Genomic DNA, 26,884 nt, shown 5'->3' with positions numbered 1-26,884 from the left:
TTTAAGATATATTCATGAATGGATGCGGCAACGCCGTTTTCTATAATTCGATAGAGCATATTTTTATATTTATGATAAGGTGATTTGACGATGGGGTCTATTCTATCGTAAAATGGAGGGATGAAATACATAGAAAATCAGGTGTTGAGTGTATGATGAATATATGTAAGGTGCTCTGCCTTGGAATTCCGGTTGGTCTTTTGTTTGAATTTTTGCAAGTTCCGCTGCCTTGGACTTTAGGACCTATCGTGGCGGTTTCACTTTATTCGTGGAAAACAGGTCAGCGCATTTATTGGCCGCTAAAGGTTCGGGATACTGCGTTGATTTTATTGGGGTATGCCATGGGGCGCCCATTTACGATTGAAACAGGTCATAAAATTATAGATCAATTGCCGACGATGCTTTGTGCGACATTGATCACAGTGTTTGCTGGTGTTGTGGTTGGGTATATTACGCACAAAAAAACGAACATCAGTCTTACCACTTGCTTATTGGGATGCGTGCCGGGCGGTCTTTCACAGATGGTTGTGTTAGCTGGAGAAATGGATGGAACTGATCAGACGGCTGTGACCATTATGCAGACGATGCGAATGCTATCCGTTGTTTTTGTAATACCATTTCTTACTATGCATATTTTACATGATGGAAATTTAAATATGGTAGAGGCGGCAGCCAGTATGCCAGCGGCGAGTCTTACGACTATTTTTGTTTTTTCTAGTGTGGCAATTGGCGGGGCAGTGCTGGGACGAATCGTCCATTTGCCTACTGCTTATTTGTTGGGACCGATTTTGAGTACAGGGTTTTATATTTTATTGACAGGAACGGAGGCCCCTATCGTTCCTATTTTTTATATCAGTATTGCGCAGATTTGTGTGGGCAGTTACATTGGGTCAAGTATCAATCTGGCTAAAATCAAACAATATCATGGCCTTTTATCCTGTTTATTCAGCGGCGTTGGCGTCGTTCTTTTAATATCTTTGCTTATGGGGTATATTGTGGGCGAATTGACAGGGATGGCCTTCGTTACAGCTTTTTTGAGTACCGCACCAGGCGGCTTGACGGAAATGGGAATTACAGCGTTATTAGTTGGTGCGGATATATCAACAATGACCGCATATCAATTGGTAAGACTTTTGTTTATTATGCTTGCTTTTCCGCATATTGCTAAAATTTTTGTCATTCTTTTTGATAAAAAAGTTACTGTGTAAAAATGTTATGATTCTAGACTGCCCGTTTTGGCAGAGGAGGAAGGAGCAAAGTGATGAAGATTGGTGATAGTATTATCTCTTTTTTTGGACTGGGTCTGTGTGCAGGGGCGTGGATGCTGAATAGTAAAATGCCGAAGGATACTATAAACCATGTAGGTACCGATTTTTTCCCAAGTAGTGTCATTTTATTATTGACTGTGGCTTTTTTGGTTAATTTTGTTCAGATTATACGAAGTAAAAATGGTGATAAGTCCCAACTGGCAGCGGGCGGAACGTGGCGGGTTAGTTGCTTGATCATACTTTGTTTGCTTTATCCAATCGGTTTTAAAGGAATTGGTTTTATTTTATCAACAGGAATATTTACATTTATTATGCTGTATTTAACGAATATGCGAAATATTGGCACAGCTATTTTGGGGGCAGCAGCTACCCCTGTGATTGTGCATAGCTTATTTTGTCGTTTTTTCGATATAGAATTACCACTGGGTGTTTTGCAGATGCTGCTGCATTAATAAAAAGTACAAAGAAATACATAGGTGATTGTTTATGGATACAGGAATTTTTTTGAGTCAGTTTCGCGTGAGTTTGTTTTTGGAGTTATTGCCAATTCTATTTTTAGGTGTGTTTTGTGGAATGTTTTTTTGTCTTACAGCTAAACTCCAAGCGGAAGCTGTTGCAGCTTTTGTACTGCCCTTTACAATCCATTTGCCACTAGCTATAGCTGTTGGCTTAGTACTGGCTGTTTATGGGGGTGGTCGGTACGGGGCATTACTTTTGGGGTCTATGAGAGCGCGTTTTGATTTATCGGTGGCTGCGGCTTCTGTTGCTTCGAGGTTTAGCCACCGAGAAACAACAGAGAAAATTTTTTTTATCGGTCAACTGGCTTCAATTTTTGGTTTTACTACGAGTCTTGTTGTTTTATTTTATGGCATACCAGTGGTGGCGCAATGGAATATAGATCTTGCAACGGCGGATCTGTTTGCAGCACTTGTTTGCATTCTTTGTGTGGCAATCGTTGTTTCGGGGAAATCGGTGGGGAAAGGATTGATTTCAGCGTTACTAGGTTTACTGCTTTGCACAATTGGTTCAGATCCAATTTCGACATATTCAAGGTGGACTTATGGTGTTGAAAGATTATTTAATGGAGTGCCTCCGCTGCCGCTCATTTTAGGTGTTATGGTATTATCGGACATCCTTACCAGTCTGGAACGCTTTGTCTTGTTTGAAAAAACGAAGCATATTGCTGCTTTTTTGCCAAACTGGGGGCAGTTGAAAATGATGTTGCTGCCGATGGTTACAGGAAGTATCCTTGGTCTTCTCATCGGTGTTATACCGGCGGCCGCTCGTGCTGCGGCATTTATTTCATGTTATGATACGAAACGCGCTGCCAGGCGCAAGAAAAATCCTTTTGTTCTTGCTGCCGCCAGTCAGGCAGCTCAGGCTTCAAGCAGTGTTGGCTCTATGTTTTCGTTGCTGTTATTTGGGATACCGGGGACTCGGTTGGGGGTAATTCTTTTTATGACATTTCTTTTACACGGCTTGTCGCCAGCTTCCTTTTTCGGACAGCCTAATATTGAGGTGATTGACAGTGTTTTAGGAGGAGCCTTTGTAACGGGAATGCTCCTCATTGGGCTTGGCTTTTGTGGCATGCATTTTTTTGCTGTATGCAGTCGTTTGGATGGACGGATCTTGCTGCCAATTCTTTTTGTAATAACGGTTGCCGGGGTCTATTTAATTCATCAGAGTTTTTTTGATGTTTATTTGACTATTTTGTTTGGAATCATAGGTTATATTAGAAATCGTTATCGGTACCCTTTGCTGCCATTTTTGTTGGCCTTTATTTTAGGTCCAATTATCGAGGTGAATTTACGACATACCTTAGCTTTTTCGGCGGGTGACTTTTCTATTTTATTAACAAATCCGCTGGCACTGATACTGCTTATTACAGCGATACTTTTATTACTAATGACCTTTTTGAAGCAATGGAGTTATACACGATATATTAAAGAAAATATGTAGTGCTTTTACAGAATTTACATTGATTTACCAGTAAAAATCAATGTATAATACTATATAAGTTCTTAAGTTTCCAGATGAATTGACAAGGAGGCGAAAATAATGGGAATTTCTATTCAGAACTCAGCAGGGATGCTTAAAACACTGAATTCATCATCAAGTGCTATTCAGTCTAGCATGAAGAACATTGCTACGGGTCTTAAAATCAATAGTGCAGCAGATGATGCCTCGGGGTATCAAATCTTAACAAGGATGAATGTGTCAGCGGGAACTTTGGCACAGTCGAGTCAAAATACGCAAACATCCAATGCCTTATTGAAAACAGCGGATGGAGCTATTGGCTCAACTGTCAGTTCTTTAAGTTCACTCCATGACCAACTCTTGAAAGCCGCAAATGGAACAAATAATGATGCGGATATCAGTGCGTTACAGCAGCAAGTGAATCAAACGGTTTCACAGATTAGTGACAATGCAGGAGTTACGTTTAATGATAAGTCACTTCTCGATGGGTCAGCAAAGATTACCGTTGCTGGTGATAATGGTTACAAAAATGTGAGCCTTCCTGATATGAGTGCTCAGACGCTTGGTCTGCAAGATTCTAAAGGGAATTCAACTCTCGATCTTTCTACATCTAAAGGTATATCAAATGCACTAGATGTGGTCGATACTGCTTTGCAAAATGCCTTATCACAGCAAACAAAGATTGGTGCGACACAAGAGGGTCTTGACTTTTCGGCAAGTAATTATACGACGCAGGCGGCTAGTGTAACGGAGGCTGCTTCGACAACGGGTGACAGTGATATGGCAAAACAAATTACAAATCTGAAATCGAGTCAAACACAGCAAACAATTGCTCTACATCTCATGACTCTCAGTAATCACCGTAATACCGATGTTTTAGCGCTTCTTGGTTAAATTTTTCTAATGTTTGACTTTATTGATAGGTGCCTTTTGCAGGCATCTATTTTTTATGCGAAAATTTTGATATGTAAAAATGATACAATTTTACATGTCAAAGAAATATATTATATGATATAATCAGTATTCGTGTAGAGTTTTTTGAGCAAAAGGAATTTAGGGGGAAGCAAATTTGAATATTTTTCGAACAAAAACAATTAAAGCCTATCAAAAAGATGCAGACGGGTCAGCTTTAAAACGTTCCTTAAGTGCAGTGGATATCATTATGCTTGGTGTAGGTGTTATTGTTGGTACCGGGATTTTTGTATTGACAGGAGTAGCAGCAGCAGAATATGCGGGGCCGGCACTTATGTTGTCTTTTGTTATAGCAAGTATTACCTGTGGTTTTGTTAGTATGGCATACTCGGAACTAGCTTCCATGGTTCCGGTTGCTGGCAGTTCATACGCCTATGCTTATACATCGGTGGGGGAATTTTGGGCATGGCTTGTGGGCTGGAATATTATTTTAGAATATACGGTGGGAGCTAGTGCGGTAGCTGGTGGTTGGTCAGCCTATGTTGTTGGTCTCTTGAAATCGGCTGGAATTGAACTTTCCAAAACATGGACGGCTGTACCAGCTGATGGCGGCATTATGAATTTACCAGCGATTTTGATTACGCTATTTTTGTCCTATTTATTGATTCGAGGCATTAGAGAAAGTGCTACAGTTACAAAGACGCTGGTTGGTATTAAGATTGCCGCAATTTTCCTTTTCTTGTTTTTAGCTGGTCCAAGTGTAGATGTTACAAACTGGCAGCCATTTATGCCGTTTGGTTTTGCGGGTGTTTCAGCGGGAGCGGCGTTTATCTTTTTTGCTTATCTTGGGTTTGATGCTATCTCGACCGCAGCCGAAGAAACGAAAAATCCGGCAAGGGATATGCCGATTGGCATCATTGGATCGCTTATTATATGTACAATTTTATATATTGCAGTTACAGGTGTTATGACGGGCAATGTTTCTTATACACAGCTTGATACGGCGGAACCGGTTGCTTATGTGCTTAGGCTGCTTGGTTATAATTTTGGTTCAGCAGTAGTTGGAACAGGAGCTATTGCCGGGCTTACGACAGTACTGCTTGTTATGATGTATGCTCAGACTAGGGCTTTTTTTGCGATGGCTCGTGACGGACTTATACCACAATCTGTTTGTAAAATCCATCCTCGTTATGCTACCCCGCATCGTATTACGATTGTGGTTGGTGTTGCCGTTGCTTTGATTAGTGGTTTTACACCTATTCATATTGTTGCAGAAATGTGCAGCATTGGTACATTGTTTGCATTTATAATATCATCGATTGGTGTTATGGTTATGCGATATAAATATCCAGAAGCAAAAAGACCATTTCGTTGTCCCTGGATTAAAACCATTGGCTGCTTAGCAGTAATTAGCTGCAGCTATGTGATGTATAATTTATCGGCTATGACGTGGGAACGTTTCTTTGTTTGGAGCTTTATTGGTATTATTATCTATTTTTATTATGGGCGCTCCCATAGTAATCTCAATAAAGAAGTTACAAAATAATATGGATTCCTTTATTATAACTGCATAAAAATTCTATTTATGCAGTTATAATATTATTAATATAAAATATACAACATTGGAATTCATCTCAAATTAAGCAATGAATCTTTTGATAAAACGCGGAAATATTATTTACATTGAAATAATCACGGTGTATAATGAACGTGTATATAGTTCAATGAATATGAATAAAATATAAATTGTATTCATAAATATACATAGCATTCTAACACTTTGTCAGGTTGTACATTGTGATGTAGTTTCTATATCTTACATCACTATTTTATTACATTATTTTATGTGAGGGAGTACTTTTTTTGTTAGAAGTACGGTAAAACAGATTTTATCAAATGAGGGGAGCTATTTAAACATGAGTAAAAAAATGAAAACTATGGATGGTAATGCCGCCGCTGCATATATTTCCTATGCATTTACAGATGTGGCTGCAATCTATCCAATCACTCCGTCTTCACCAATGGCAGAAGATGTTGATGAAATGGCAGCCAAAGGCATCAAAAACTTGTTTGGACAAAAAGTGAGAGTTATCGAATTGCAATCAGAAGCAGGCGCAGCAGGAGCTGTTCATGGTTCTTTGCAGGCAGGAGCTTTGACCACAACATATACAGCATCACAAGGTCTGCTGCTGATGATTCCAAATATGTATAAAATTGCAGGCGAACTTTTGCCAGGTGTATTTCATGTAAGTGCTCGTGCACTCGCAGCATCATCTTTAAATATTTTTGGTGATCATCAAGATGTTATGGCAGCGCGGCAAACTGGCTGTGCAATGCTAGTTGAAAGCAGTGTCCAACAGGTTATGGATTTAAGTGCTGTAGCTCATTTAGTAGCTATAAAAAGCAAAGTCCCATTTGTTAATTTCTTTGATGGTTTCAGAACGTCACATGAAATTCAAAAAATCGAAGTCATTGATTTTGCTGATCTTGGCAAGATTCTGGACTGGGATGCTGTTAAGAAATTTAGACATAATGCACTCAATCCGGATCATCCAGTAATTCGCGGTACTGCACAAAATCCTGATATTTATTTCCAGGAACGTGAAGCCGTTAATAAATATTATGATGCATTGCCGGAACTTGTAGAACAGGCTATGGCAGATCTTGCAAAAATCACGGGTCGTGAACATCATTTATTTGATTATCATGGTGCCAAAGATGCAGATCGTCTTGTTATTGCTATGGGTTCTGTCTGTGAAACGACAAGAGAAGCGGTAGATTATTTAAATGCCAATGGCGAAAAGGTCGGTGTACTTACGGTACATCTTTATAGACCATTCTCAATCGATCATTTCTTTAAATATATTCCAGAAACAGTAACGAAAATTGCTGTTTTAGATAGAACAAAAGAATTAGGGGCACTCGGTGATCCATTATACCTTGATGTAAAAGCTGCTTTTTATAATACAGATAAACATCCGGTTATTATTGGCGGCCGCTATGGTCTTGGCGGTAAAGATATTACACCAGATCAGATTTTGGCTGTCTATGAAAACCTTAAACTGGCTGAACCAAAACGCGGGTTTACAATTGGGATTGAAGATGATGTAACATTTAAATCTCTGCCAGCTTATACCAAAGATGTTGATATGACACCAAAAGGGACAACGGCATGTAAATTCTGGGGTCTTGGTTCCGATGGTACAGTTGGCGCAAATAAAAGTGCCATTAAGATTATTGGTGATAAAACAGATATGTATGCACAAGCGTATTTTGCGTATGACTCCAAAAAATCAGGCGGGATCACGATGTCGCATTTGAGATTTGGTAAATCGGCAATTACGTCGCCATATCTTATCAATAAGGCAGATTTCATTTCCTGTTCACAGGAATCTTATGTAATGAAATATGATCTTCTTGCTGGCTTAAAACCAAATGGAACATTTTTGCTTAATACGATTTGGACCGGCAAAGAATTAGATGATAATTTACCAGCCGCGATGAAACGTTATATTGCGAAAAATAACATTAGTTTCTATATTGTTAATGCCGTAGCGATTGCGCAAAGCCTGGGTCTTGGTGGACGTTTCAATATGGTAATGCAGTCTGCATTCTTTAAACTTGCTAATATTATTCCACAAGAAACAGCCGTTCAATATTTGAAAGATGCTGTAGTCACGTCTTATGGTAAAAAAGGTCAAAAAATCGTTGATATGAATAATGGTGCAATTGATAAAGGGATTGAAGCGGTTGTTAAGGTCGAAATTCCGGCAAACTGGAAAGATGCAGTCGATCCAGTTACTACGAAAAAGGCAGTACCAGCATTTGTTAAAGATATTCTTGAACCAATGAACCGTCAAGAAGGCGATAAATTAGCAGTTAGTGCTTTCAATGATCTTGCTGATGGTACATTCCCATCGGGTACGGCTGCCTATGAAAAACGTGGGATTGCAATCAATGTTCCTGAATGGCAGGTTGATAACTGCATTCAGTGTAACCAATGCGCGTTCGTGTGCCCACATGCAGTTATTCGTCCAGCACTCATGACAGATGCTGAAAAAGACGCTGCTCCAGCTGTGATGACTTCGAAACCAGCTGCTGGTGCGAAAGGTCTGCATTACGCAATTACGGTATCACCGCTTGATTGTACTGGCTGCGGCAATTGTGCGCAGGTTTGTCCGGCTAAAGAAAAAGCTCTTGTTATGAAACCTTTAGCAACACAAGAAGCAAATGGTGCATCTTTCGAATATGCAATCAATGAAGTAGCACCAAAAGAAAATCCAATGAATAAAAATACGGTAAAGGGTAGTCAGTTTGAAAAACCTTTACTTGAATTCTCCGGCGCTTGTGCTGGTTGTGGTGAAACACCATATGCAAAACTCGTTACACAATTGTTTGGTGATCGTATGATGATTGCGAATGCAACTGGTTGTTCGTCCATTTGGGGCGCATCGGCACCAGCTATGCCATATACGACAAACCAATTTGGTCGTGGACCAGCATGGGCCAATTCTCTATTTGAAGATAATGCAGAATATGGATTTGGGATGTTCTTAGGAGCGAATGCTGTACGCGAAACATTAGCAACCGATATTCAAACAGCAGTTGATGCTGGTGGTATGAGTGAAGAACTCAAAGCTTCTTTTGCTGATTGGATTGCAAATATTCATGAAGGTGAAGGCACTCGTGATCGTGCTGATAAACTTACAGCTTTACTCGAAGCTGAAAAAGCGGATAATGCTGTATTAAACAGTATTTATGAAAATAAAGATTTCTTTGTGAAACGTTCCCAATGGATCTTCGGTGGTGACGGCTGGGCTTACGATATTGGTTACGGCGGACTCGATCATGTACTGGCATCCGGTGAAGATGTGAATGTGCTTGTATTTGATACGGAAGTTTATTCCAATACTGGCGGACAATCTTCTAAATCAACACCAGCAGCAGCAATTGCTCAGTTTGCGGCAACTGGTAAGAAAACGAAGAAAAAAGATCTTGGTATGATGGCAATGAGTTATGGTTATGTTTATGTAGCTCAGATTGCTATGGGTGCTGATAAAAACCAAACGCTGAAAGCAATTGCTGAAGCAGAAGCTTATAAAGGACCTTCTTTGATTATTGCTTATTCACCTTGTATCAATCATGGTTTACGTTTGGGTATGGGTAACAGTCATCTTGAAACAAAACGTGCTGTAGAATCAGGATACTGGTCTATGTATAGATTCAACCCAACGTTAAAAGATTCTGATAAAAATCCGTTTGTTTTAGATTCGAAAGAACCTACTGCGGACTTTAAAGAATTTATTCTCGGTGAAGTTCGTTATTCTTCATTGAAACGTGCTTTCCCTGACACTGCAGATGCACTTTTTGATAAGACAGCTGCTGATGCCAAAGAAAGATATGAAAATTATAAAAAATTGGCTGGTAAAGAATAAAGCTTAAAATGAGTACAGACCTGTATCTTTTATAGATGCAGGTCTGTTTTTTCATTTCAGGATTATATGTTAGCCGATTTTACTTTAGCAGCATATGTTTTACATTTTTTTTATAGGCTTGTAAGATGTTTTTATTGTTTTCATAGTTATTGCTATATAAAATACCACATAAAACATTTAAAATGTATTGGCAGCAGGTGTCATAAACAATATTTCCAATGGATTCTCGGTGTATATCATTTTGAATTTCAATCCATTCCGTCGCCAATTGTCCTAGTGTTGAGTCGCGAGAAGGCGTCAATAAGATGATTGGGGTGCGGCGTTCTTTTAAGTGGTTTCCAATCTCGACCAGACGACGATTTTCACCAGTACGTGACATGATGATTGCAACGGCTTTGCTTGATGACTGGATTGCCTGATAATATTGTGCATTGGCAGAGTCATGGATGGATACTTGTTTGCCTAGTGCCATCATGCGATAAAGATAGGTTTTTACGAGATGCAGGTTATCATCAAACCCAAAAAATTCAATCTGCGTGCTGCTGTTGAGTAGTTTTGATACATTGGCAATGGTTGTGTAGTTGATGGAAAGTCGAGTCTTTTCGATTGTTTCAATTTCTAAATTGGCAACCTTATTGATAATCGAATAATTCGTCTCATTGATATTAATTGCCGTAGCTGGCGTAGCGTGTGCGGCCAGCGAATTGATTTCATTAAAAAATGTGGCTTTGAAATGCGAAAATCCTTTTTTATTGTTTAGTTTATTGACGAGTCGTATCACGGTCGAGGGACTTGTATAGCTGACTTTTGCCAAATCTTTGATCGAAAAATCGAGGATTGTTTCCGGTGCATTTAGTAGATAGCGGATAATGGTTTGTTCTGATTCAGAAAAATTTTTAGTATGTTGCAGTTGTTCTAAAATCATAAGGTTTTCCTTTCTGTTAGCATGCTATATAGAACGCATTAAAGAAATTACATCCAGTCTATCAGTCTGCCAGAAATTGGGTATAGGGCATCGTTTGCTTCCTGCGTAACGCCACTCAACCCTACACCCCATTCCTGACGAGTGTCATATAAAATGTTTAATGCCATATATATTGTTATTATAGCATAGCTATACCTTGTTTTTGCGGCAGCGGTTTACGGTAATTTGACATACAAATGTCAGGTAATCTACACTTTTTTAGGAAATAGATGAAACAAAGCATCAACTTTTCTGATTTTATAGAGATGTCCGATTTGATTTGTTATACTGCAGTTGCAGAGAAAAAATGATGGGAGCGATTTGCTTATGAAACAGTTTAAACAGGATTTTTTATGGGGTGCTTCTACTTCGGCTTATCAGGTTGAGGGAGCATACGGTGAAGATGATAAAGGTTTGTCCGTGCAGGATGTTAAGGCAGTTTTGCCAGGAACACCAGATTTTAAAGTGGCATCGGATCATTACCATCATTTCAAAGAAGATATAGCTTTGATGGCTGAAATGGGATTTAAAACATATCGTTTTTCGATTGCTTGGACAAGAATCATTCCCGACGGTGATGGGGCAATCAATCCTAAAGGCATTGAATTTTATAGTAAACTAATCGATGAATGTCTAAAATATAAAATTGAACCGTTAATTACGATGTACCATTTTGATTTACCTTTTGAACTGGAAAAAAAAGGTGGCTGGTCAAATCGTAAAACAATTGATGCGTTTTTAAAATATGCCAAAGTGTTATTTGAGGAATTTGGGACGCGTGTAAAATATTGGCTGACCATCAATGAGGAAAACATGATGATCTTGCATGGTGCTGCAATTGGCACGGTAAATGGAAGTGCGGCGGAGGTCCAAAAAATATTATATCAGCAAAATCATCATATGCTGATTGCCCAAGCACTTACAATGAAATTACTGCATAAGATGGTGGTTGGCGCCAAAATCGGTCCAGCACCAAATATTAGTTATGTATACCCTAAAACCTGCAAACCGGAAGATATTTTAGCTATGCAGAACTTTACGGCAATTCGCAATTGGTTGTATCTGGATATGGCGGTATATGGTCGTTATAATACGGTTGCATGGAATTTCATGGAAAAAACAGGAATTACACCAGCGATTGAAGCTGGTGATATGGAAGTGCTAAAGGATGCGAAACCAGATTTTATTGCTTTTAATTACTATGCGACGGCTACCGTAGCCGATGGCAGTGCAATTTTTGAGGATGATGAAAGTGGCGATCAACAGATTTCGATTGGTATGAAAGGTTTTTATGCGGGCTCTAAAAATGAATATTTACAAAAAACACAGTTTGGCTGGGAAGTTGATCCAGAAGGTTTCCGCATTACACTAAGAGAAATCTATGATCGGTATCATTTACCGCTCATTGTTACGGAAAATGGTTTGGGTGCGTATGATGAAGTCAATGAAAATGGTGAAATCATCGATGATTATCGCATCGAATATTTGCAAAAACATATCATGCAGGCTAAGCTCGCGGTAGATGATGGTGTAGAACTGCTGGGGTATTGTCCGTGGTCGGCCATTGATCTTATTAGTACTCATCAGGGGTTTGTTAAACGTTATGGGTTTATATATGTGAATCGTACGGAAGACGACTTGAAGGATATGAAACGTTTGAAGAAAAAATCTTTTTACTGGTATAAAAAAGTAATTGCCAGTAATGGAGAAGATTTAACAAATAACAAATAGGACATAAAATAAAAGGCACACGATCTCAAATTATTGGTTTGAAATTGTGTGCCTTTTTGTGGTGAATCAATCTTTTTTCGCTTCCATAAATAATACTTTGATGAATTTTTTACTATTGATATGAATCTGCGACATATTTACTTTTTCGTTGCTTTCGAGAGTCAGCATAATTTTACGTACTTCCGTAAAATCAAAAAATTTGGCAGCATATTCCTCGAACTTTGGATTTGCATAATCAATGATGCCCATTGAGGCAAGATTAACCAGAGCTTGAAAAATGGTGCGGCGCAAACGTTGCTCCAAAGCTTTGTATTCTTTCTGAATTTCAATTGTATTTTCCTGGCCTAGTTTTGCTTCGGCAATTTTTGTGAATATAATTTTAAGTGAGGGAAAATCTTTTTGCATTAGAGTTTCCTGTTCCTGTTTTTGTAAAAATTGCAGGATATCCAAAAGATCTTTACAGCCTTTTTCACCGCCAATACCCATTTCTGTTAACATCATTTCGCCTTTTTGTCGAATGGTCAGCGGCAGGGGCGTATGTCTTATCGTATTAGCTATTTCGGCAGAATGATTGGATCGTAAAGCCGTATGAAGATTTTTTTCGATATTGTGAACAAGATTTTTAAGCTGCATGTGTTCACTGACCGCTCGGATGACACTAACAACTTCATTACGGTTGATTGGTTTGGTAATATAGTAATCGACACCTAAACTATAGGCATTGCCAATCATTTCTTTGTTTTCAACTTGTGATAACATGATGATCTTTCCTGTAAAATCGGCTTTGATTGATTTTACCGTTTGTACACCATCGCGTATCGGCATGAGCATATCAATTACTAATATATCGATTTTTTTCCTTTCCAGCAAAGCTGTATCAATCAGCGAACCGTTGTCAGCTTCGCCCGCAATTTCACCAAGGTCATAATCTTCAATGATGTCTGAGAGCATCGTACGGATGACTTCATCGTCATCCACAATCATAAAACGCATAAAAGGGAATCATCCTTTCAAATTTAGTAAAGGGATTGATAAGAGAAAAGAGGTCTTATCTTCAACCGTTACAATTATATTTCCATGCAGTTCTTCCGTGAGATGTTTTACATAAGCAAGACCAACTCCCGTCGATGGATTGCCTATCGAGTCGAATTTTGTTGTATAACCAGGTTTAAAGAGTAACGGTACTTTTTGCGGTGAAATACCTATGCCAGTGTCCGAAATCTGTATTTTTATCATATCAGCCATTTTGGTAAAATGAAGTTCAATGGTACCAGATTTCTCGATTGCTTCTACGGCATTTGCAACTAAATTATTTACCAAAGATAATACTGTATACACATGCAAGGCCGGGAGCTGCGGGTCGACGTGACTGGTGAAGGTGATTTCTTTTTGTAAAGCCTTAGCATATTTGCGATTTGATTCTATAATGAGATCAACAAGTGCAGTCGTTGGCATATAATCTTTTAGTTCACGGTTATTGGTTAACTGACGGAGCCCTGCGTAGATTCGCTGGTTGTCTTTTTTGATTTCGTGGACTTGACCAGCAATGCTTAAAATTTCACTGGCTAATTTTGTCGGGTCGATTATCGTAGCTTGATCCTGCAAATTTTCATAGATTTTATAACAATTAAGGGTAACCGCTTCGGCATTCTTTTGTGATTTATTCAGTTGGATTACTTCTTCATATAGATTGGAGATCAAAAGCAGCATGTGCTGCTTTTGCTGATGTTCATGGTTAGCCCTTGTTTCAGCCTGATAAATTTGTGTCAGGAAGAAAAAACTTAAGATAAAGAAACAGCGTAAGAATGCAATCGCGGATATTTTGATCAGAACCGAAAGTGTTATATTGAAATCACTGCTGGCATAGATGCTTGTCATAGTAAGTTCAGCAATGCTGGCAGCGATTTCGGCTAGAATGGACCAACCGGCAATTTGCAGCGCTTTATTGTAGAGTGCTGCATTAAATTTAGGGATATGAAAACAAGCGGCATACGTCAAATAATAGAAAAATGTCGGTCCGTGCAGCCCCAAACTCGTGGAAAATGAAATTGTCGTAGTCCATAGATCAAGGAAAATTCGAAATATTGTAACAGCTAACCCAACAGAAAAACCGGATACAACAAAAGGAACATTACGGAGCCAAAGCAAAAATAGTAAAAAGAGTGGTGAGCCAAAACTAACGCGGAAAGAAGCAAGATCCCCTGTAAATGGGTGAAATTTTGGTTCACCTGCAAGCGGAACGAGCAAGAGCATTAATGCAAAAAGTATTAGATTTCGATGTTGTTTCATAAATAACCTCAATGATAAAATAATATAAGAAAAAATCATTAGCTCAATTATAGCATGAAATAGAAATTTGTGGCTATGCTTCTTATTTACATATAATATATTTATTAAATGTATCAATATACATACTTGTTATTAATGATAAGATATTATATAAAAATAGTCAGAAAATTTTTACTTAGTTTCTTGTCGGATTCTATAGACCTCTTAGTATATTGAGATTGTACATTATCGTATTATATTCTTTAGATTTATTAGGAGGAAATATTATGGCTGGAAAAATGAAAGCAATGCCGGTGTCCCAGACTGGGACGATAGCGGCTGGTCAAAGCGCAAAAAAAAGTTTTTTGCGCGGTAGTTTAGGAAAAGGTCTTTTATGTGTTTTGATTGGAGCTCTAATTTGGTTTTTGCCAATTCCAAACGGAGTTAAACCACAAGCGTGGCATTTACTCGCTATTTTTGTGGCAACGATTGCGGGATTTGTGTTGCAACCTTTATCGATTGGTGCTGTATCCATTATCGCCTGTACAATGCTGGTGGTTCTTGGTGTATTGACACCATCTGAAGCTTTGGCTGGCTTTAGTAATGGAACGATATGGCTTATTGTATCGGCATTTATGTTTGCCGAAGGGTTTATTAAAACAGGACTTGGCAAAAGAATCGCTTATGTTTTATTGAGTCGTTTCGGTGGCAGCACATTAAATGTAGCATATGTGCTTTCTGTAGCTGATTTTATTGTAGCACCATTTACACCTTCCAATACAGCACGTGGGGGCGGTATTATTTATCCGATCGTGCGTAGCATTTGTTCAGCCATTGGCTCGGAACCTGATTCGGAAAAAAATAAAAGAACGGGTGCTTTTTTGATTTTTAGTTCCTATTGTGCCGTTATTACGAGTGCTTGTATTTTTTTAACGGGTGCATCGAATAACGTGTTGGTTGTTACTTTATCCAAAGAAATGTTCGGCGTTGATGTCAGCTGGCTGGCATGGTTTGCTGCTTGTATCGTTCCGGGATTGATTTTGTCCGTAGCGACACCATGGGTTTTATATAAACTGATCAATCCGGAACTTAAAGAAACGCCAGAAACAAAAGTTATGGCGAAAAAAGAACTTGAAGAAATGGGTTCAATGAGTTTAGCGGAAAAAATGCTCTGCGGAATTTTCTTGTGTGCTTTAGTTCTGTGGGCAACGAGTTCCATTCATGGGATTGACTCAGCGTTTGTGGCGCTGTTAGGTCTTTCAGCGATGCTTATTACGAAGATCATTGACTGGGCAGATGTTCTAAACCAAAAAGGTGCATGGGATGTATTGGTTTGGATGGGTGTTTTAGTCAATATGGCGGCTTTTTTGTCAAAGCTCGGTCTGATGACTTGGTTTGCTGGCACGGTTGGTCAACAAATGGAAGGCACATCATGGCTGTTTATGTTGGTTATCTTGGCGATTGTCTATACGTATGTACATTATGGTCTGGCAAGTAATAGTGCTCATATTATGGCCTTGTTTGGTGCTTTTGCAACAATTTTAGTTGCCGCTGGTGCTCCGGTACTTGGTGTCTTGATTCTTTTTGGTGCACTCGCAAACAGCTGCTCTTTATTGACGCATTACGGTTGTGGTGTTACACCGATATTTTTTGGCTCAAATTATATGCCGCAAGGACAATGGTGGAGAATTGGTTTTATCATAACGACACTGCATCTTTTTGTCTGGTTATGTATCGGTTTGCCATGGATGAAAGTGCTGGGATTGTTTTAATATATAAAACGGAAAAAGATTGTCTGCTAACAAATGGACCAACAGAGCGCAATTTTTTACTTCGTTCTATATAATGTGTAAGATATAAAAAATAAAAGGGGTGTTCTTGTTGAAAAAAAGTGTAGGTATTATTCTTATGGCCTTATTGGTAATGGTTTTTGGGGTGCAGAGTGGATTCGCAGCAGAAACAGCAAACAAATTGCCCAATATTAAAATATTGGCCACTGGTGGTACAATTGCCGGCAGTGCTGCTTCAGCAACAGCCACAACTGGCTATAAAGCGGGAGCTTTGGGTATTGATGTGTTGATCAATGCCGTACCAGAAGTCAAACAGTACGCAAATGTTTCAGGTGAACAAATCTGTAGTATTGATAGTAAAGATATGACAAATGAAATCTGGCTGACCTTAGCGAAACGAATCAATGTATTGCTGGCTGATGACAGTGTAGATGGTATTGTCATTACACATGGTACGGACACATTAGAAGAAACGGCATATTTCTTGAATTTGACCGTAAAAAGCAATAAACCGGTTGTTTTAGTTGGCTCGATGCGTCCGGCAACAGCAATCAGCGCCGATGGTCCGATGAATCTATTGAATGCAGTCCGCGTTGCAGCAAACAAAGCAGCTGTTGGTAAAGGTGTTTTAGTAGCGATGAATGACGAAATCAACGGAGCACGTGATGTGACGAAAACGAATACAACAAGTGTAAGCACATTTAAGGCACCAGAACTTGGTTTCTTGGGATATATTAATGATGGTAAACCAGAATTTTATCGTGAAAGCACGCGTCGCCATACCGCTGACAGTGAATTTACGACGAAAAACCTAGCACAGCTTCCTTACGTAAAAGTTATTTATGGACACGCCGATGATGATGGTATCTTTGTTGATGCAGCAGTAGCAGCTGGGGCAAAAGGTATTATTTATGCAGGGACTGGCAATGGAAGCATCCATAAAAATGCGGAAGCAGCCTTGGCTAAAGCAGCCGCTAAAGGAATTGTAGTTGTACGCAGCTCACGGGTTGGTAATGGAACAGTAATTGATGCGGAACAGTCTTATATCGATGAACATTTCTTAAATGGAGATTCTTTGAGTCCACAAAAAGCGCGCATTTTATTATCGCTTGCTTTAACAAAAACCTCAAATTTAGCTGAAATTCAAAAAATGTTTAACGAATATTAATATGAAAGTTTTATTAAAAATAAAGTAGAATACAAATTTAACACAAAAACTGTAGTGGCAAGTTGAATGAGACTTGTCATTGCAGTTTTTTTATACAAGAATAGCGTTGCTGTATGGCTTATTTTCCATTTGTGACGTATGTTTTTTTCTTGTGTGTATATATATTAAATAAAAAGTTACAAAAATTGATTGACAAATATTATAAATACTGTAATAATGTATACATGGTTACGATATTACACATTGATTTTCACATAAATGTGTAGTACAATAGAAAAATAGCAGTGATGAGAGGGTAAAAAGTATTTTTTAATTCCTTGCAGAGAGCCGATGGTTGCTGTAAATCGGTAGGATTTGAATGCTTGACTTCGCCCCGGAGCTTTTGTGTCGATTGTTTTTACAGGAGGCACAAACGTTTTTCAGCGTTAATGGAAGTCTATTAGAGACATTGAGTATAATGTAGGGTGGTACCGCGGAATATCCGCCCCTGCTGGCATGACGTAAAACGTGCCGGTAGGGGCTTTTTATTATCTTTTTTTGAGAGGGAGGGTGACACATGAAGCATGTTTTATCTGTATTAGTACAAAATCAGCCAGGTGTGTTAGTGCGCGTTGCCAGCATGTTTTCACGGCGTGAATTTAATATCGACAGTTTGTCAGTTGGTGTTACCCAATCTCCAGATTTTTCCCGCATAACCGTTGTGGTTCATGGTGATGAAGCAATTGTCAATCAGATGATCAAACAGTTGGAGAAGTTATTGGAAGTTGTCGCTGTACAGCGTTTAGACGCTAGCTCAGCTGTATATAGAGGAATGACTTTAATCAAGGTGCAAGCCAGTGACAGCAATCGTTTGGATGTTCTGAAATTAACAGAACTTTTTCGGGCGCATGTCATTGATGTACAATCGACAACACTTATTTTTGAGATTACCGGCGATGACGAAAAGGTGAGTGCATTTATGCGCCTGTTGTCACCGTATGGCATTCTTGAAGTCATTCGTACCGGATTGATTAGTCTGGAACGAGGTGAACATACTATTTATGAACATTGTGAGGAGAGCGAGTATTATGGCAAAAATTTATTATGATCAGGACGCAAATTGGGATATCATGACAGGTAAAACAGTAGCAATTATCGGTTATGGCAGCCAGGGACATGCGCATGCACTAAACTTAAAAGATAGTGGTGTAAATGTTATTGTAGGTCTTTATGAAGGCAGTAAATCAAAGGCTAAAGCAGAAGCTGCTGGCTTAAAAGTTTTTACAGTAGCAGAAGCTGTGAAACAGGCTGATATTACGATGATTTTGCTTCCAGATGAAAAGCAGGCTGATATCTATAAGGCTGAAATCGCTCCATATCTTAAAGCGGGCAGTTCTTTGGCATTTGCGCATGGTTTTAATATTCATTTCCAGCAAATCATTCCACCAGCGAATGTTGATGTATTTATGGTTGCGCCAAAAGGACCTGGTCATTTGGTGCGTCGCGTATTTACGGAAGGCGGCGGTGTTCCTAATATATTTGCTGTCCATCAAGATGCTACAGGCAATGCCTGGCAGATTGCTCTTGCCTATGCGCGCGGTATCGGCGGTACACGTTCTGGGGTTATTAAAACGACGTTTCAAGAAGAAACAGAAACAGATCTTTTTGGTGAACAGGCTGTTCTCTGTGGCGGGGTTACAAAACTTATCACATCTGGTTTTGAAACTTTGGTTGCAGCGGGTTACCAGCCAGAAATTGCTTATTTTGAATGTTTTCATGAAATGAAACTAATTGTTGATCTTATGTATGAAGGCGGAATGGCCAACATGCGTTATTCAATCAGTGATACAGCAGAATATGGCGATTATATGATTGGACCTCGTATCATTACCGATGAAACACGGAAAGAAATGAAAAAAGTATTGACTGAAATTCAAGATGGTGTGTTTGCTAAAAACTGGCTCTTGGAAAATAAAGCCAATCGTCCGGAATTCTTGGCAAAAAGACGTAAGGGTGCAGAACATCAGATTGAACAAGTTGGTGCAAAATTACGTGGCATGATGTCTTGGCTCAAGGATAATAAAAAAGAAGATTAAGTTCTGTTTGCTATAAAATTTGACGATGCAGGAATTGAATTTGAATCGGCTTACGCTTACATATCGTATGGGAGTGTAGGCCGGTTTTTCTAAGAAAAGCTATTAGGAGGGTTTCATACATGGGAATGAATATGACTGAAAAAATCTTGGCAAAACATGCTGGACTCGAGTCTGTTGTGCCAGGACAATTAATTAATTGTAAGCTTGATATGGTTTTGGCGAATGATATTACGGCACCACCATCGATTAAAGAATTTGAAAAAATCGGCAAACCGGTTTTTGATAATACGAAAATTGCTTTGGTGCCGGACCATTTTACACCAAATAAAGATATAAAAACGGCAGATCTCGCAAAGGCCGTGCGTACTTTTGCTAAGCAGCATAAGATCGTAAATTATTTTGAAGTAGGTCGCATGGGGATCGAACATGTTATTTTACCAGAAAAGGGTTTGGTGGCACCTGGTATGCTTACTATTGGTGCAGATTCCCATACTTGTACGTATGGGGCTCTAGGCGGTTTTTCAACTGGTGTGGGGACTACAGATCTTGGTGTGGCCTTGGCAACAGGGGAAGCTTGGTTTAAAGTTCCTGAGACGATTCAGGTCAAATTAACAGGCAGCCGTCCAAAAGGGATTAATGGAAAAGACGTTATCTTAACTTTGATTGGTAAGATCGGCGTGGATGGAGCGAGGTACCAGGCTCTGGAATTTACGGGTGAGGGTCTTGATTCTTTGTCGATGGCAGATCGTTTTACAATTGCGAATATGGCAATTGAAGCGGGCGGGAAAAATGGTATATTTCCCGTCGATGAAAAGACCCTTGAATACATCAAAGATCGGGTAACGAAACCATATGAAATCGTTGTATCGGATGCCGATGCACAGTATGTGCGAACGGTTGAAATCAATCTCTCCCAGCTGAAACCTGTCGTAGCCTTCCCTCATTTGCCGGGAAACACAAAACAGGTTGCCGATATAGGTGAAATTAAAATTGATCAGGTGGTAATTGGTTCGTGTACAAATGGACGGTTGGAAGACTTGAAAAATGCAGCGGATATACTGAAAGGTCATCAAGTACATAAAGATGTACGATGCATTGTTATTCCAGGGAGTCAGCAGGTATATCTTGATGCCATGAAGCTTGGTTATATTGAAATATTCATTCATGCTGGAGCTGCTGTGAGTACGCCTACCTGCGGTCCATGCATGGGTGGACACATGGGGATTCTGGCGGCGGGCGAACGCTGTGTATCAACGACAAACCGTAATTTTAGAGGCCGCATGGGGCATGTAGATAGCGAAGTATATCTGGCTGGTCCACATGTAGCGGCAGCAAGCGCAATTTTAGGCAGAATTGCCACACCAGAGGAGGTTTAATAAAATGGAAATAGAAGGAAAAGTTTGGCGCTATGGCGACAACATAGATACAGATGTAATTATTCCGGCGCGATATTTAAATTCATTTGATCCACAGGAACTAGCCAGTCATTGTATGGTTGATATTGATGAAACGTTTGCCCAAACTGTACAAGCTGGGGATATTATGGTTGGCGGCAAAAATTTTGGCTGTGGATCGTCCAGAGAGCATGCTCCGATTGCAATCAAAGCATCAGGGGTTCCAGTCATTATTGCCGCAAATTTCGCTCGAATTTTTTATCGAAATGGCATTAACATTGGATTACCTCTTCTAGAAATTGGCGATGCGGTTGCCAAAATTAAAGCTGGCGACAAGCTGCGGGTGAATATTGCAACGGGTACGATAGAAAACGTGAGTACCGGGGATGTGTTTCAGTCGCAGCCGCTGCCGGGATTTATTCAGGATATCGCGAAAGCAGGCGGGCTTATAAACTATATCAAGGAGAAAAAATGATATGGCAAAAAAAATTGTTGTGATTCCCGGTGATGGAATCGGTGAAGAAATAACCAATGCAGCGGTGCTGGTCTTGAAAAAGATTTCTGATAAATTCCAATTGGATTTAACTTTTGAAAGTCATGCCGCTGGTGGGACTGCTTATGATTTATACGGAACCCCACTACCAGAAAAAACCATTTTAGCGGCTAAAGCTGCCGATGCAGTGTTGTTTGGTGCAGTCGGTGGTGCGGTGTGGGATAACGTTGATCCGGCACTTCGTCCGGAAAAAGCTATTTTAGGGTTACGTAAGTCCCTTGGTTTATATGCGAATCTGCGCCCGATAAAAGTCATGGATTGTTTAGTGGAATATTCACCGCTGAAAAAAGAAATTGTCAGTGGCATCGACATTGTGATCGTTCGCGAACTAATTGGCGGAATTTATTTTGGTGACAAATGTGAATCCGAAATGAAAGACGGCTTTGAACGCGCTTGGGATTTAGAAAATTATAGTGTGCCGGAAGTTGAACGCATTGTGAAACTTGCTATGGAAATAGCCCAAAAACGAAATCATAAAGTAACATCTGTTGACAAAGCAAATGTTTTAGCGACTTCACGTCTATGGCGCCGCACTGCAGCCAAAGTAGCAGCAAGCTATCCAGATGTTAAAACGAATGATATGTATGTAGATAATTGTGCAATGCAGCTCGCAATTCATCCGACAGAGTTTGATGTAATTGTTACGGGTAATTTATTTGGTGATATTTTAAGTGATGAAGCAGCCGTGCTTGGCGGGTCAATTGGTTTGATGCCATCAGCAAGCATCGGCGAATGTACAAGTCTTTATGAACCAATCCATGGATCGGCACCCGATATTGCGGGACGTGGTATTGCCAATCCCATCGGCACCATCTTGTCGGCAGCGATGCTGCTTAGACATTCGTTTTCTGCAGAAATAGCGGCTTTGGCCATTGAAAAAGCTGTCGAAAAAGCATTGCTGGATGGGTATAGAACAATCGATTTATATCGTGATGGTTTTAAAAAAGCGAATACAGAAGAAATGACACAAGCCATTTTGGATAGGATATAAAAACGCAGCAGTTTCTGAAAACTCAAATTGTGATACAGAAAATAGATTGGAGGTGTGGATTTATGAAGGGAGCACAAGCCGTTGTTGAATGTCTGGTCGAAGAAGGGGTAGAAATCGTTTTTGGTTATCCGGGCGGGATGATTTTACCCTTGTATGATGCCCTATATGACGATACGCGGATTCAGCAGATTTTAACGACGCATGAACAAAGTGCGGCTCATGCAGCAGATGGCTATGCTCGTGCTAGTGGCAAGGTCGGAGTCTGTATTGCGACATCGGGACCGGGGGCGACGAATCTGGTTACGGGCATTGCGACGGCATTTATGGATTCAATACCCTTGGTGGCTATTACCGGGCAGGTTGATACGACTTTATTAGGTCGGGATGCTTTTCAAGAAACGGATATCATTGGGGTTACTATGTCCGTCACAAAGCATAATTTTAAGGTGAAAGATCCTAAAAAGCTAATTTCTACATTACGGCTTGCTTTTCAGACAGCTAAATCAGGGCGGCCGGGCCCGGTCTTAGTTGATGTTCCACGTGATCTTTTTTTTGCAGAGACTGTATTTGAAGCACCGTCAGCAAGTAAGGTATTTGCTAAGCCAGCCGCTGATTTTCTGATTTGTGTTGCCGAAGCCGCAGAAGTGATTCAAAAAGCAAATCGTCCTGTAATTATAGCCGGAGGCGGCGTCATTTCAGCTGGAGCTAGTCGTGAACTTTGTCTGTTTGCTGAAAAATTCAATCTCCCCGTAGCCAATACCCTGATGGGAATCAGTGCATTTCCGCATGATCATCACTTGTCATTGGGTTTTGCCGGCATGCATGGCTTAGAGACGGCAAATAATGCGATTGCTGAGGCGGATCTCATCATTGCGGTGGGAAGTCGTTTTGGTGATCGCCAGACGGGAAACCGCGATAAATATACGCGTAATACGCACTTTATTCATATTGATATTGATCCGGCAGAACTTGACAAAAATGTTGCCAGCAGCATTGGGCTTGCGGGGAATATGAAAGTAATATTGACACTACTGATGCAATACGAACCATTGCGATCACTGGATCGCTGGTGGAATGTTTTGCAGGGCTGGCAAGATAAATACAAACGCGATTACGATGGAACCTATCTTAATGTTCCTTGGGCAATGAACTGTATCAATCAGTTGAGCAAAGACAAAAACATAGCGATTGCTACGGATGTTGGGCAGCATCAGATGTGGGCGGCACAACATCTGCGGCTGCAAGAACCAAGAACGTGGATTTCATCCGGCGGTCTAGGTACAATGGGGTTTGGGCTGCCAGCGGCACTTGGCGCACAGCTGGCTTTCGGGAAAACACGCCGACTTATTCATATTGCGGGTGATGGCGGTATAAAAATGACGGGCAATGAATATTATACGATTGCCAGACTCAACTTACCGGTTATTTCGATTCTCATCAATAATTCTAGTTTAGGAATGATTCGACAATTGCAAAAGGTACAATATAACGAGCGTTATATTGCCTGCGATATGACATATCCGATGGATTATGTCTTATATGCGAAAAGTTTTGGTATTGAAGGTGCAGCGGTAAGTACAACCAAAGCGTTTAAACAGGCACTGCAGTATGCTTTTTCGGTGGATAGACCGCAAGTTATTGTTCTTAATATTGAACATGAATTTGTTCAGCCCATGATAAAATATGGAGCTGAAATCAATGAATTTGTCGAATTTTGATAAGATATACCGTAAATTCACGATTGAATTTACGGTATTTTTTTCGATTGTTTGATGAAAACAGGAAAAAATTTTTGTTTTGGGTTATAATATAATAGATGTTTTGTTTATAAAAGGAAACGCGGAGGTTTTTTTATGATAAAAAAAGGAATTATTCTTGCGGGCGGCTCTGGTACAAGATTGTATCCATTAACAAAAGTAGTAAGTAAGCAGCTTATGCCAATTTATGATAAGCCGATGATTTATTATCCTTTAAGTACGTTGTTATTAGCGGGTATCCAAGAAATATTGGTTATTACGACACCACAGGATGCTCCGCTTTTTCAAGCATTGCTGCAAGATGGCAGCCAATGGGGGATACAGATTGAATATGCAGTGCAGCCAAGTCCGGATGGTTTGGCACAGGCTTTTTTAATCGGTGAGAAATTTATTGGCAATGATGGCTGTGCATTGGTCTTGGGGGATAACATTTTTTATGGTGCTGATTTGGCTGTTTCGATGCAGCGGGCAGCAGCTCAAAGTGATGGAGCTACGGTGTTTGCTTATTATGTAAAAGATCCAAAGCGTTATGGTGTAGTTGAATTTGATAAAGACGGTAAGGCTGTAAGCCTTGAGGAAAAACCAGCAGAACCTAAGTCGAATTATGCGGTTACAGGTCTTTATTTTTACGATAATCAAATTGTTGATATTGCAAAAAATATCAAACCATCAACACGCGGCGAACTTGAGATTACCGATGTGAATAAGGTCTATCTGGCACAAGCAAAGCTTAAGGTGGAAACCATGCGTCGAGGTTATGCTTGGCTTGATACGGGAACACATGAATCGCTTTTGCAGGCATCATCCTTTGTCCAGACGATTGAAGGTCGGCAGGGATTGAAAGTGGCTTGTATCGAAGAAATTGCGTATCGCATGGGCTATATCAATGCTGAGCAAGTACTTCGACTCGCCGAACCATTGAAGAAGAATGACTATGGTCAATATTTGTTGCAGCTGATCAAGGAATAATAGGAGTGGAAAATATGAATGTAATTGAAACAACCTTAAATGATGTGTACATAATTGAACCTAAAGTATTTGGTGATAATCGGGGCTGGTTTATGGAAAGCTGGTCAAAACGAGATTTGGCAGCAGCGGGTATTCATTGCGACTTTGTGCAGGATAATCAATCTTTTTCCGCGCAAAAAGGAACTCTGCGGGGACTTCATTACCAGCTGAATCCAAAATGCCAGTCGAAAATAATTCGCTGCACAAAAGGTACCATCCTTGACGTAGCGGTTGACATTCGTCAAGGTTCACCTATGTATAAAAAATGGATTGCAGTAGAATTATCGGCTGAAAATAAAAAGCAGCTTTATATTCCGCGTGGTTTTGCTCATGGTTTTGTTACGTTGACGGATGATGTGGAAGTGCAGTATAAAGCGGATAATTATTATGCACCTGATTGTGATGGCAATATTCGCTATGATGATCCGGACATTGGTGTTGACTGGGGAAACGGCGATTTTATCTTGTCTGAGAAAGACCAAAAAGCACCTTATTTAAAAAATCGTACGAATCTAAATTTTGTTTATGGGGAGAATAAATAAATGAAACTTATTGTAACTGGTGGAGCAGGGTTTATTGGTGGTAATTTTATTCATTATATAATGAAACAGCATCCGGACTATAAAATAATTTGTCTGGATCTGCTTACGTATGCAGGAAATTTAGAAACATTGGCACCTGTCATGAAATCGAGAAATTTTCAATTTGTAAAAGGCGATATTGCGGATCGCGATTTTGTGTATAGTTTATTTGAAGCTGAAAAACCAGATATGATAGTCAATTTTGCGGCAGAAAGCCACGTAGATCGGTCTATTGAAAATCCAGAGATCTTTCTTCAGACCAATATTATTGGGACCAGTGTTTTGTTGGATGCCTGCCGAAAATATGGTATTCAGCGTTATCATCAGGTATCGACCGATGAAGTATATGGCGATTTACCACTCGATCGACCGGATTTGTTTTTTACAGAAAGCACACCTCTTCATACATCGAGCCCTTATTCTGCATCAAAAGCGTCTGCGGATCTTTTAGTGCAGTCTTATCATCGTACGTATCAACTTCCAGTTACGATTTCACGTTGTTCGAATAATTACGGACCGTACCACTTTCCCGAAAAATTGATACCTTTGATGATTGCCAATGCTTTAAACGATAAAAAACTGCCGGTTTATGGTACAGGGGAAAACGTGCGAGACTGGCTTTATGTGGAAGATCATTGTGCAGCGATTGACCAAATTCTGCAGCATGGTATAATTGGAGAAGTATACAATATCGGTGGGCATAATGAAAAGACAAACCTTGATGTTGTGAAGACGATTTTGCGTGAAATTGGCAAATCGGAAGATTTAATTGAATTTGTTACGGACCGCAAAGGGCATGACCGCCGTTATGCGATTGACCCATCCAAGATAAAAAAAGAAATTGGTTGGGAACCGACAACTGATTTTTCTTCAGGAATTAAAAAAACGGTACAGTGGTATTTAGAAAATAAAGAATGGTGGGAACGCATCTTAGGTGGCGGCTATCAATCTTATTATAAAAAAATGTATGATAATCGATAAAATTTTTATCGATTAAACTAACAAACAGAGG

21 protein-coding genes and 1 other annotated feature are annotated in these 26,884 nt (G+C 39.8%); of the genes, 18 read left to right on the top strand and 3 right to left on the bottom strand.

Annotation, left to right across the window (positions count from 1 at the left end; genetic code table 11):
- Window positions 1-152: 152 nt before the first annotated feature.
- The 6 genes from F606_RS0114115 (at window position 153) to nifJ (ending at window position 9,592) form a co-directional block, all read left to right on the top strand.
- Entirely contained in the window at window positions 153-1,208 is a 1,056-nt protein-coding gene (locus F606_RS0114115) for an AbrB family protein (protein WP_019554534.1), read from the top strand.
- A 53-nt stretch (window positions 1,209-1,261) separates the two neighbouring features.
- Window positions 1,262-1,720, top strand: a complete 459-nt coding sequence (locus F606_RS0114110) for a tripartite tricarboxylate transporter TctB family protein (protein WP_019554533.1) — start codon at window positions 1,262-1,264, stop codon at window positions 1,718-1,720.
- Window positions 1,721-1,754: 34 nt separating this feature from the next.
- Window positions 1,755-3,227 carry a tripartite tricarboxylate transporter permease gene (locus tag F606_RS0114105; RefSeq protein WP_019554532.1) on the top strand — a complete coding sequence of 491 codons (1,473 nt, stop codon included), beginning with the start codon at window positions 1,755-1,757 and terminating at the stop codon, window positions 3,225-3,227.
- Between the two features lie 99 nt (window positions 3,228-3,326).
- Window positions 3,327-4,139, top strand: coding sequence for a flagellin (locus F606_RS0114100; RefSeq protein ID WP_019554531.1), 813 nt, complete (start codon window positions 3,327-3,329; stop codon window positions 4,137-4,139).
- 175 nt (window positions 4,140-4,314) lie between these two features.
- Window positions 4,315-5,703: an amino acid permease gene (locus F606_RS0114095; RefSeq protein WP_019554530.1), complete on the top strand. Its 1,389-nt coding sequence runs from the start codon at window positions 4,315-4,317 to the stop codon at window positions 5,701-5,703.
- A 370-nt stretch (window positions 5,704-6,073) separates the two neighbouring features.
- Window positions 6,074-9,592 carry a pyruvate:ferredoxin (flavodoxin) oxidoreductase gene (nifJ, locus tag F606_RS0114090; RefSeq protein WP_019554529.1) on the top strand — a complete coding sequence of 1,173 codons (3,519 nt, stop codon included), beginning with the start codon at window positions 6,074-6,076 and terminating at the stop codon, window positions 9,590-9,592.
- Window positions 9,593-9,671: 79 nt separating this feature from the next.
- Here nifJ and F606_RS0114085 read toward each other — a convergent pair whose 3' ends face one another.
- Entirely contained in the window at window positions 9,672-10,517 is an 846-nt protein-coding gene (locus F606_RS0114085; RefSeq protein WP_019554528.1) for a MurR/RpiR family transcriptional regulator, read from the bottom strand.
- A 366-nt stretch (window positions 10,518-10,883) separates the two neighbouring features.
- Between F606_RS0114085 and F606_RS0114080 the strand changes: the two genes are divergently transcribed.
- On the top strand, window positions 10,884-12,287 hold the full coding sequence (locus F606_RS0114080; protein WP_019554527.1) for a glycoside hydrolase family 1 protein: 1,404 nt from the start codon (window positions 10,884-10,886) through the stop codon (window positions 12,285-12,287).
- A 66-nt stretch (window positions 12,288-12,353) separates the two neighbouring features.
- Here F606_RS0114080 and F606_RS0114075 read toward each other — a convergent pair whose 3' ends face one another.
- Entirely contained in the window at window positions 12,354-13,280 is a 927-nt protein-coding gene (locus tag F606_RS0114075; RefSeq protein WP_019554526.1) for a response regulator, read from the bottom strand.
- A gap of 9 nt (window positions 13,281-13,289) precedes the next feature.
- Window positions 13,290-14,576 (bottom strand): sensor histidine kinase, encoded by a 1,287-nt coding sequence (locus tag F606_RS0114070; RefSeq protein ID WP_019554525.1) that lies wholly within the window; start codon window positions 14,574-14,576, stop codon window positions 13,290-13,292.
- A 344-nt stretch (window positions 14,577-14,920) separates the two neighbouring features.
- On the opposite strand from F606_RS0114070, the gene F606_RS0114065 reads away from it, so the two are divergent.
- The 11 genes from F606_RS0114065 to rfbB all read left to right on the top strand — a co-directional run bounded on the left by F606_RS0114065 (window position 14,921) and on the right by rfbB (window position 26,853).
- The gene (locus F606_RS0114065) at window positions 14,921-16,327 is read left to right on the top strand and encodes a DASS family sodium-coupled anion symporter (RefSeq protein WP_026329404.1); all 1,407 of its coding nucleotides are present in this window, start codon (window positions 14,921-14,923) and stop codon (window positions 16,325-16,327) included.
- A 106-nt stretch (window positions 16,328-16,433) separates the two neighbouring features.
- Window positions 16,434-17,513: a type II asparaginase gene (locus F606_RS0114060; RefSeq protein WP_026329403.1), complete on the top strand. Its 1,080-nt coding sequence runs from the start codon at window positions 16,434-16,436 to the stop codon at window positions 17,511-17,513.
- 278 nt (window positions 17,514-17,791) lie between these two features.
- Window positions 17,792-18,005 (top strand) — a binding site (T-box leader).
- A gap of 64 nt (window positions 18,006-18,069) precedes the next feature.
- Window positions 18,070-18,600: an acetolactate synthase small subunit gene (ilvN, locus tag F606_RS0114055; protein ID WP_019554522.1), complete on the top strand. Its 531-nt coding sequence runs from the start codon at window positions 18,070-18,072 to the stop codon at window positions 18,598-18,600.
- Window positions 18,581-19,588: a ketol-acid reductoisomerase gene (gene ilvC, locus F606_RS0114050; protein ID WP_019554521.1), complete on the top strand. Its 1,008-nt coding sequence runs from the start codon at window positions 18,581-18,583 to the stop codon at window positions 19,586-19,588. The genes ilvN and ilvC overlap by 20 nt, the downstream gene beginning before the upstream one ends.
- Before the next feature lie 119 nt (window positions 19,589-19,707).
- Complete coding sequence (gene leuC, locus F606_RS0114045; RefSeq protein ID WP_019554520.1) at window positions 19,708-20,964, top strand: 3-isopropylmalate dehydratase large subunit; 1,257 nt, start codon at window positions 19,708-19,710, stop codon at window positions 20,962-20,964.
- A 4-nt stretch (window positions 20,965-20,968) separates the two neighbouring features.
- Window positions 20,969-21,457, top strand: a complete 489-nt coding sequence (locus F606_RS0114040) for a 3-isopropylmalate dehydratase small subunit (protein WP_019554519.1) — start codon at window positions 20,969-20,971, stop codon at window positions 21,455-21,457.
- 1 nt (window position 21,458) lies between these two features.
- A complete protein-coding gene (gene leuB / locus F606_RS0114035; RefSeq protein WP_019554518.1) occupies window positions 21,459-22,526 on the top strand; it encodes a 3-isopropylmalate dehydrogenase in 1,068 nt (355 codons plus the stop codon).
- 62 nt (window positions 22,527-22,588) lie between these two features.
- Window positions 22,589-24,244, top strand: a complete 1,656-nt coding sequence (gene ilvB, locus F606_RS0114030) for a biosynthetic-type acetolactate synthase large subunit (protein WP_019554517.1) — start codon at window positions 22,589-22,591, stop codon at window positions 24,242-24,244.
- Window positions 24,245-24,379: 135 nt separating this feature from the next.
- On the top strand, window positions 24,380-25,252 hold the full coding sequence (gene rfbA / locus F606_RS0114025; RefSeq protein ID WP_019554516.1) for a glucose-1-phosphate thymidylyltransferase RfbA: 873 nt from the start codon (window positions 24,380-24,382) through the stop codon (window positions 25,250-25,252).
- 14 nt (window positions 25,253-25,266) lie between these two features.
- Window positions 25,267-25,833 (top strand): dTDP-4-dehydrorhamnose 3,5-epimerase, encoded by a 567-nt coding sequence (gene rfbC / locus F606_RS0114020; protein WP_019554515.1) that lies wholly within the window; start codon window positions 25,267-25,269, stop codon window positions 25,831-25,833.
- On the top strand, window positions 25,834-26,853 hold the full coding sequence (rfbB, locus tag F606_RS0114015; protein WP_019554514.1) for a dTDP-glucose 4,6-dehydratase: 1,020 nt from the start codon (window positions 25,834-25,836) through the stop codon (window positions 26,851-26,853).
- Window positions 26,854-26,884: the final 31 nt, after the last annotated feature.

This window comes from Propionispira raffinosivorans DSM 20765, from assembly GCF_000381065.1.
Classification (GTDB): domain Bacteria; phylum Bacillota; class Negativicutes; order Selenomonadales; family Selenomonadaceae; genus Propionispira; species Propionispira raffinosivorans.
The sequence above is the reverse complement of the archived record's forward strand: the minus strand, read 5'-3'. Positions and strand labels throughout refer to the sequence as shown.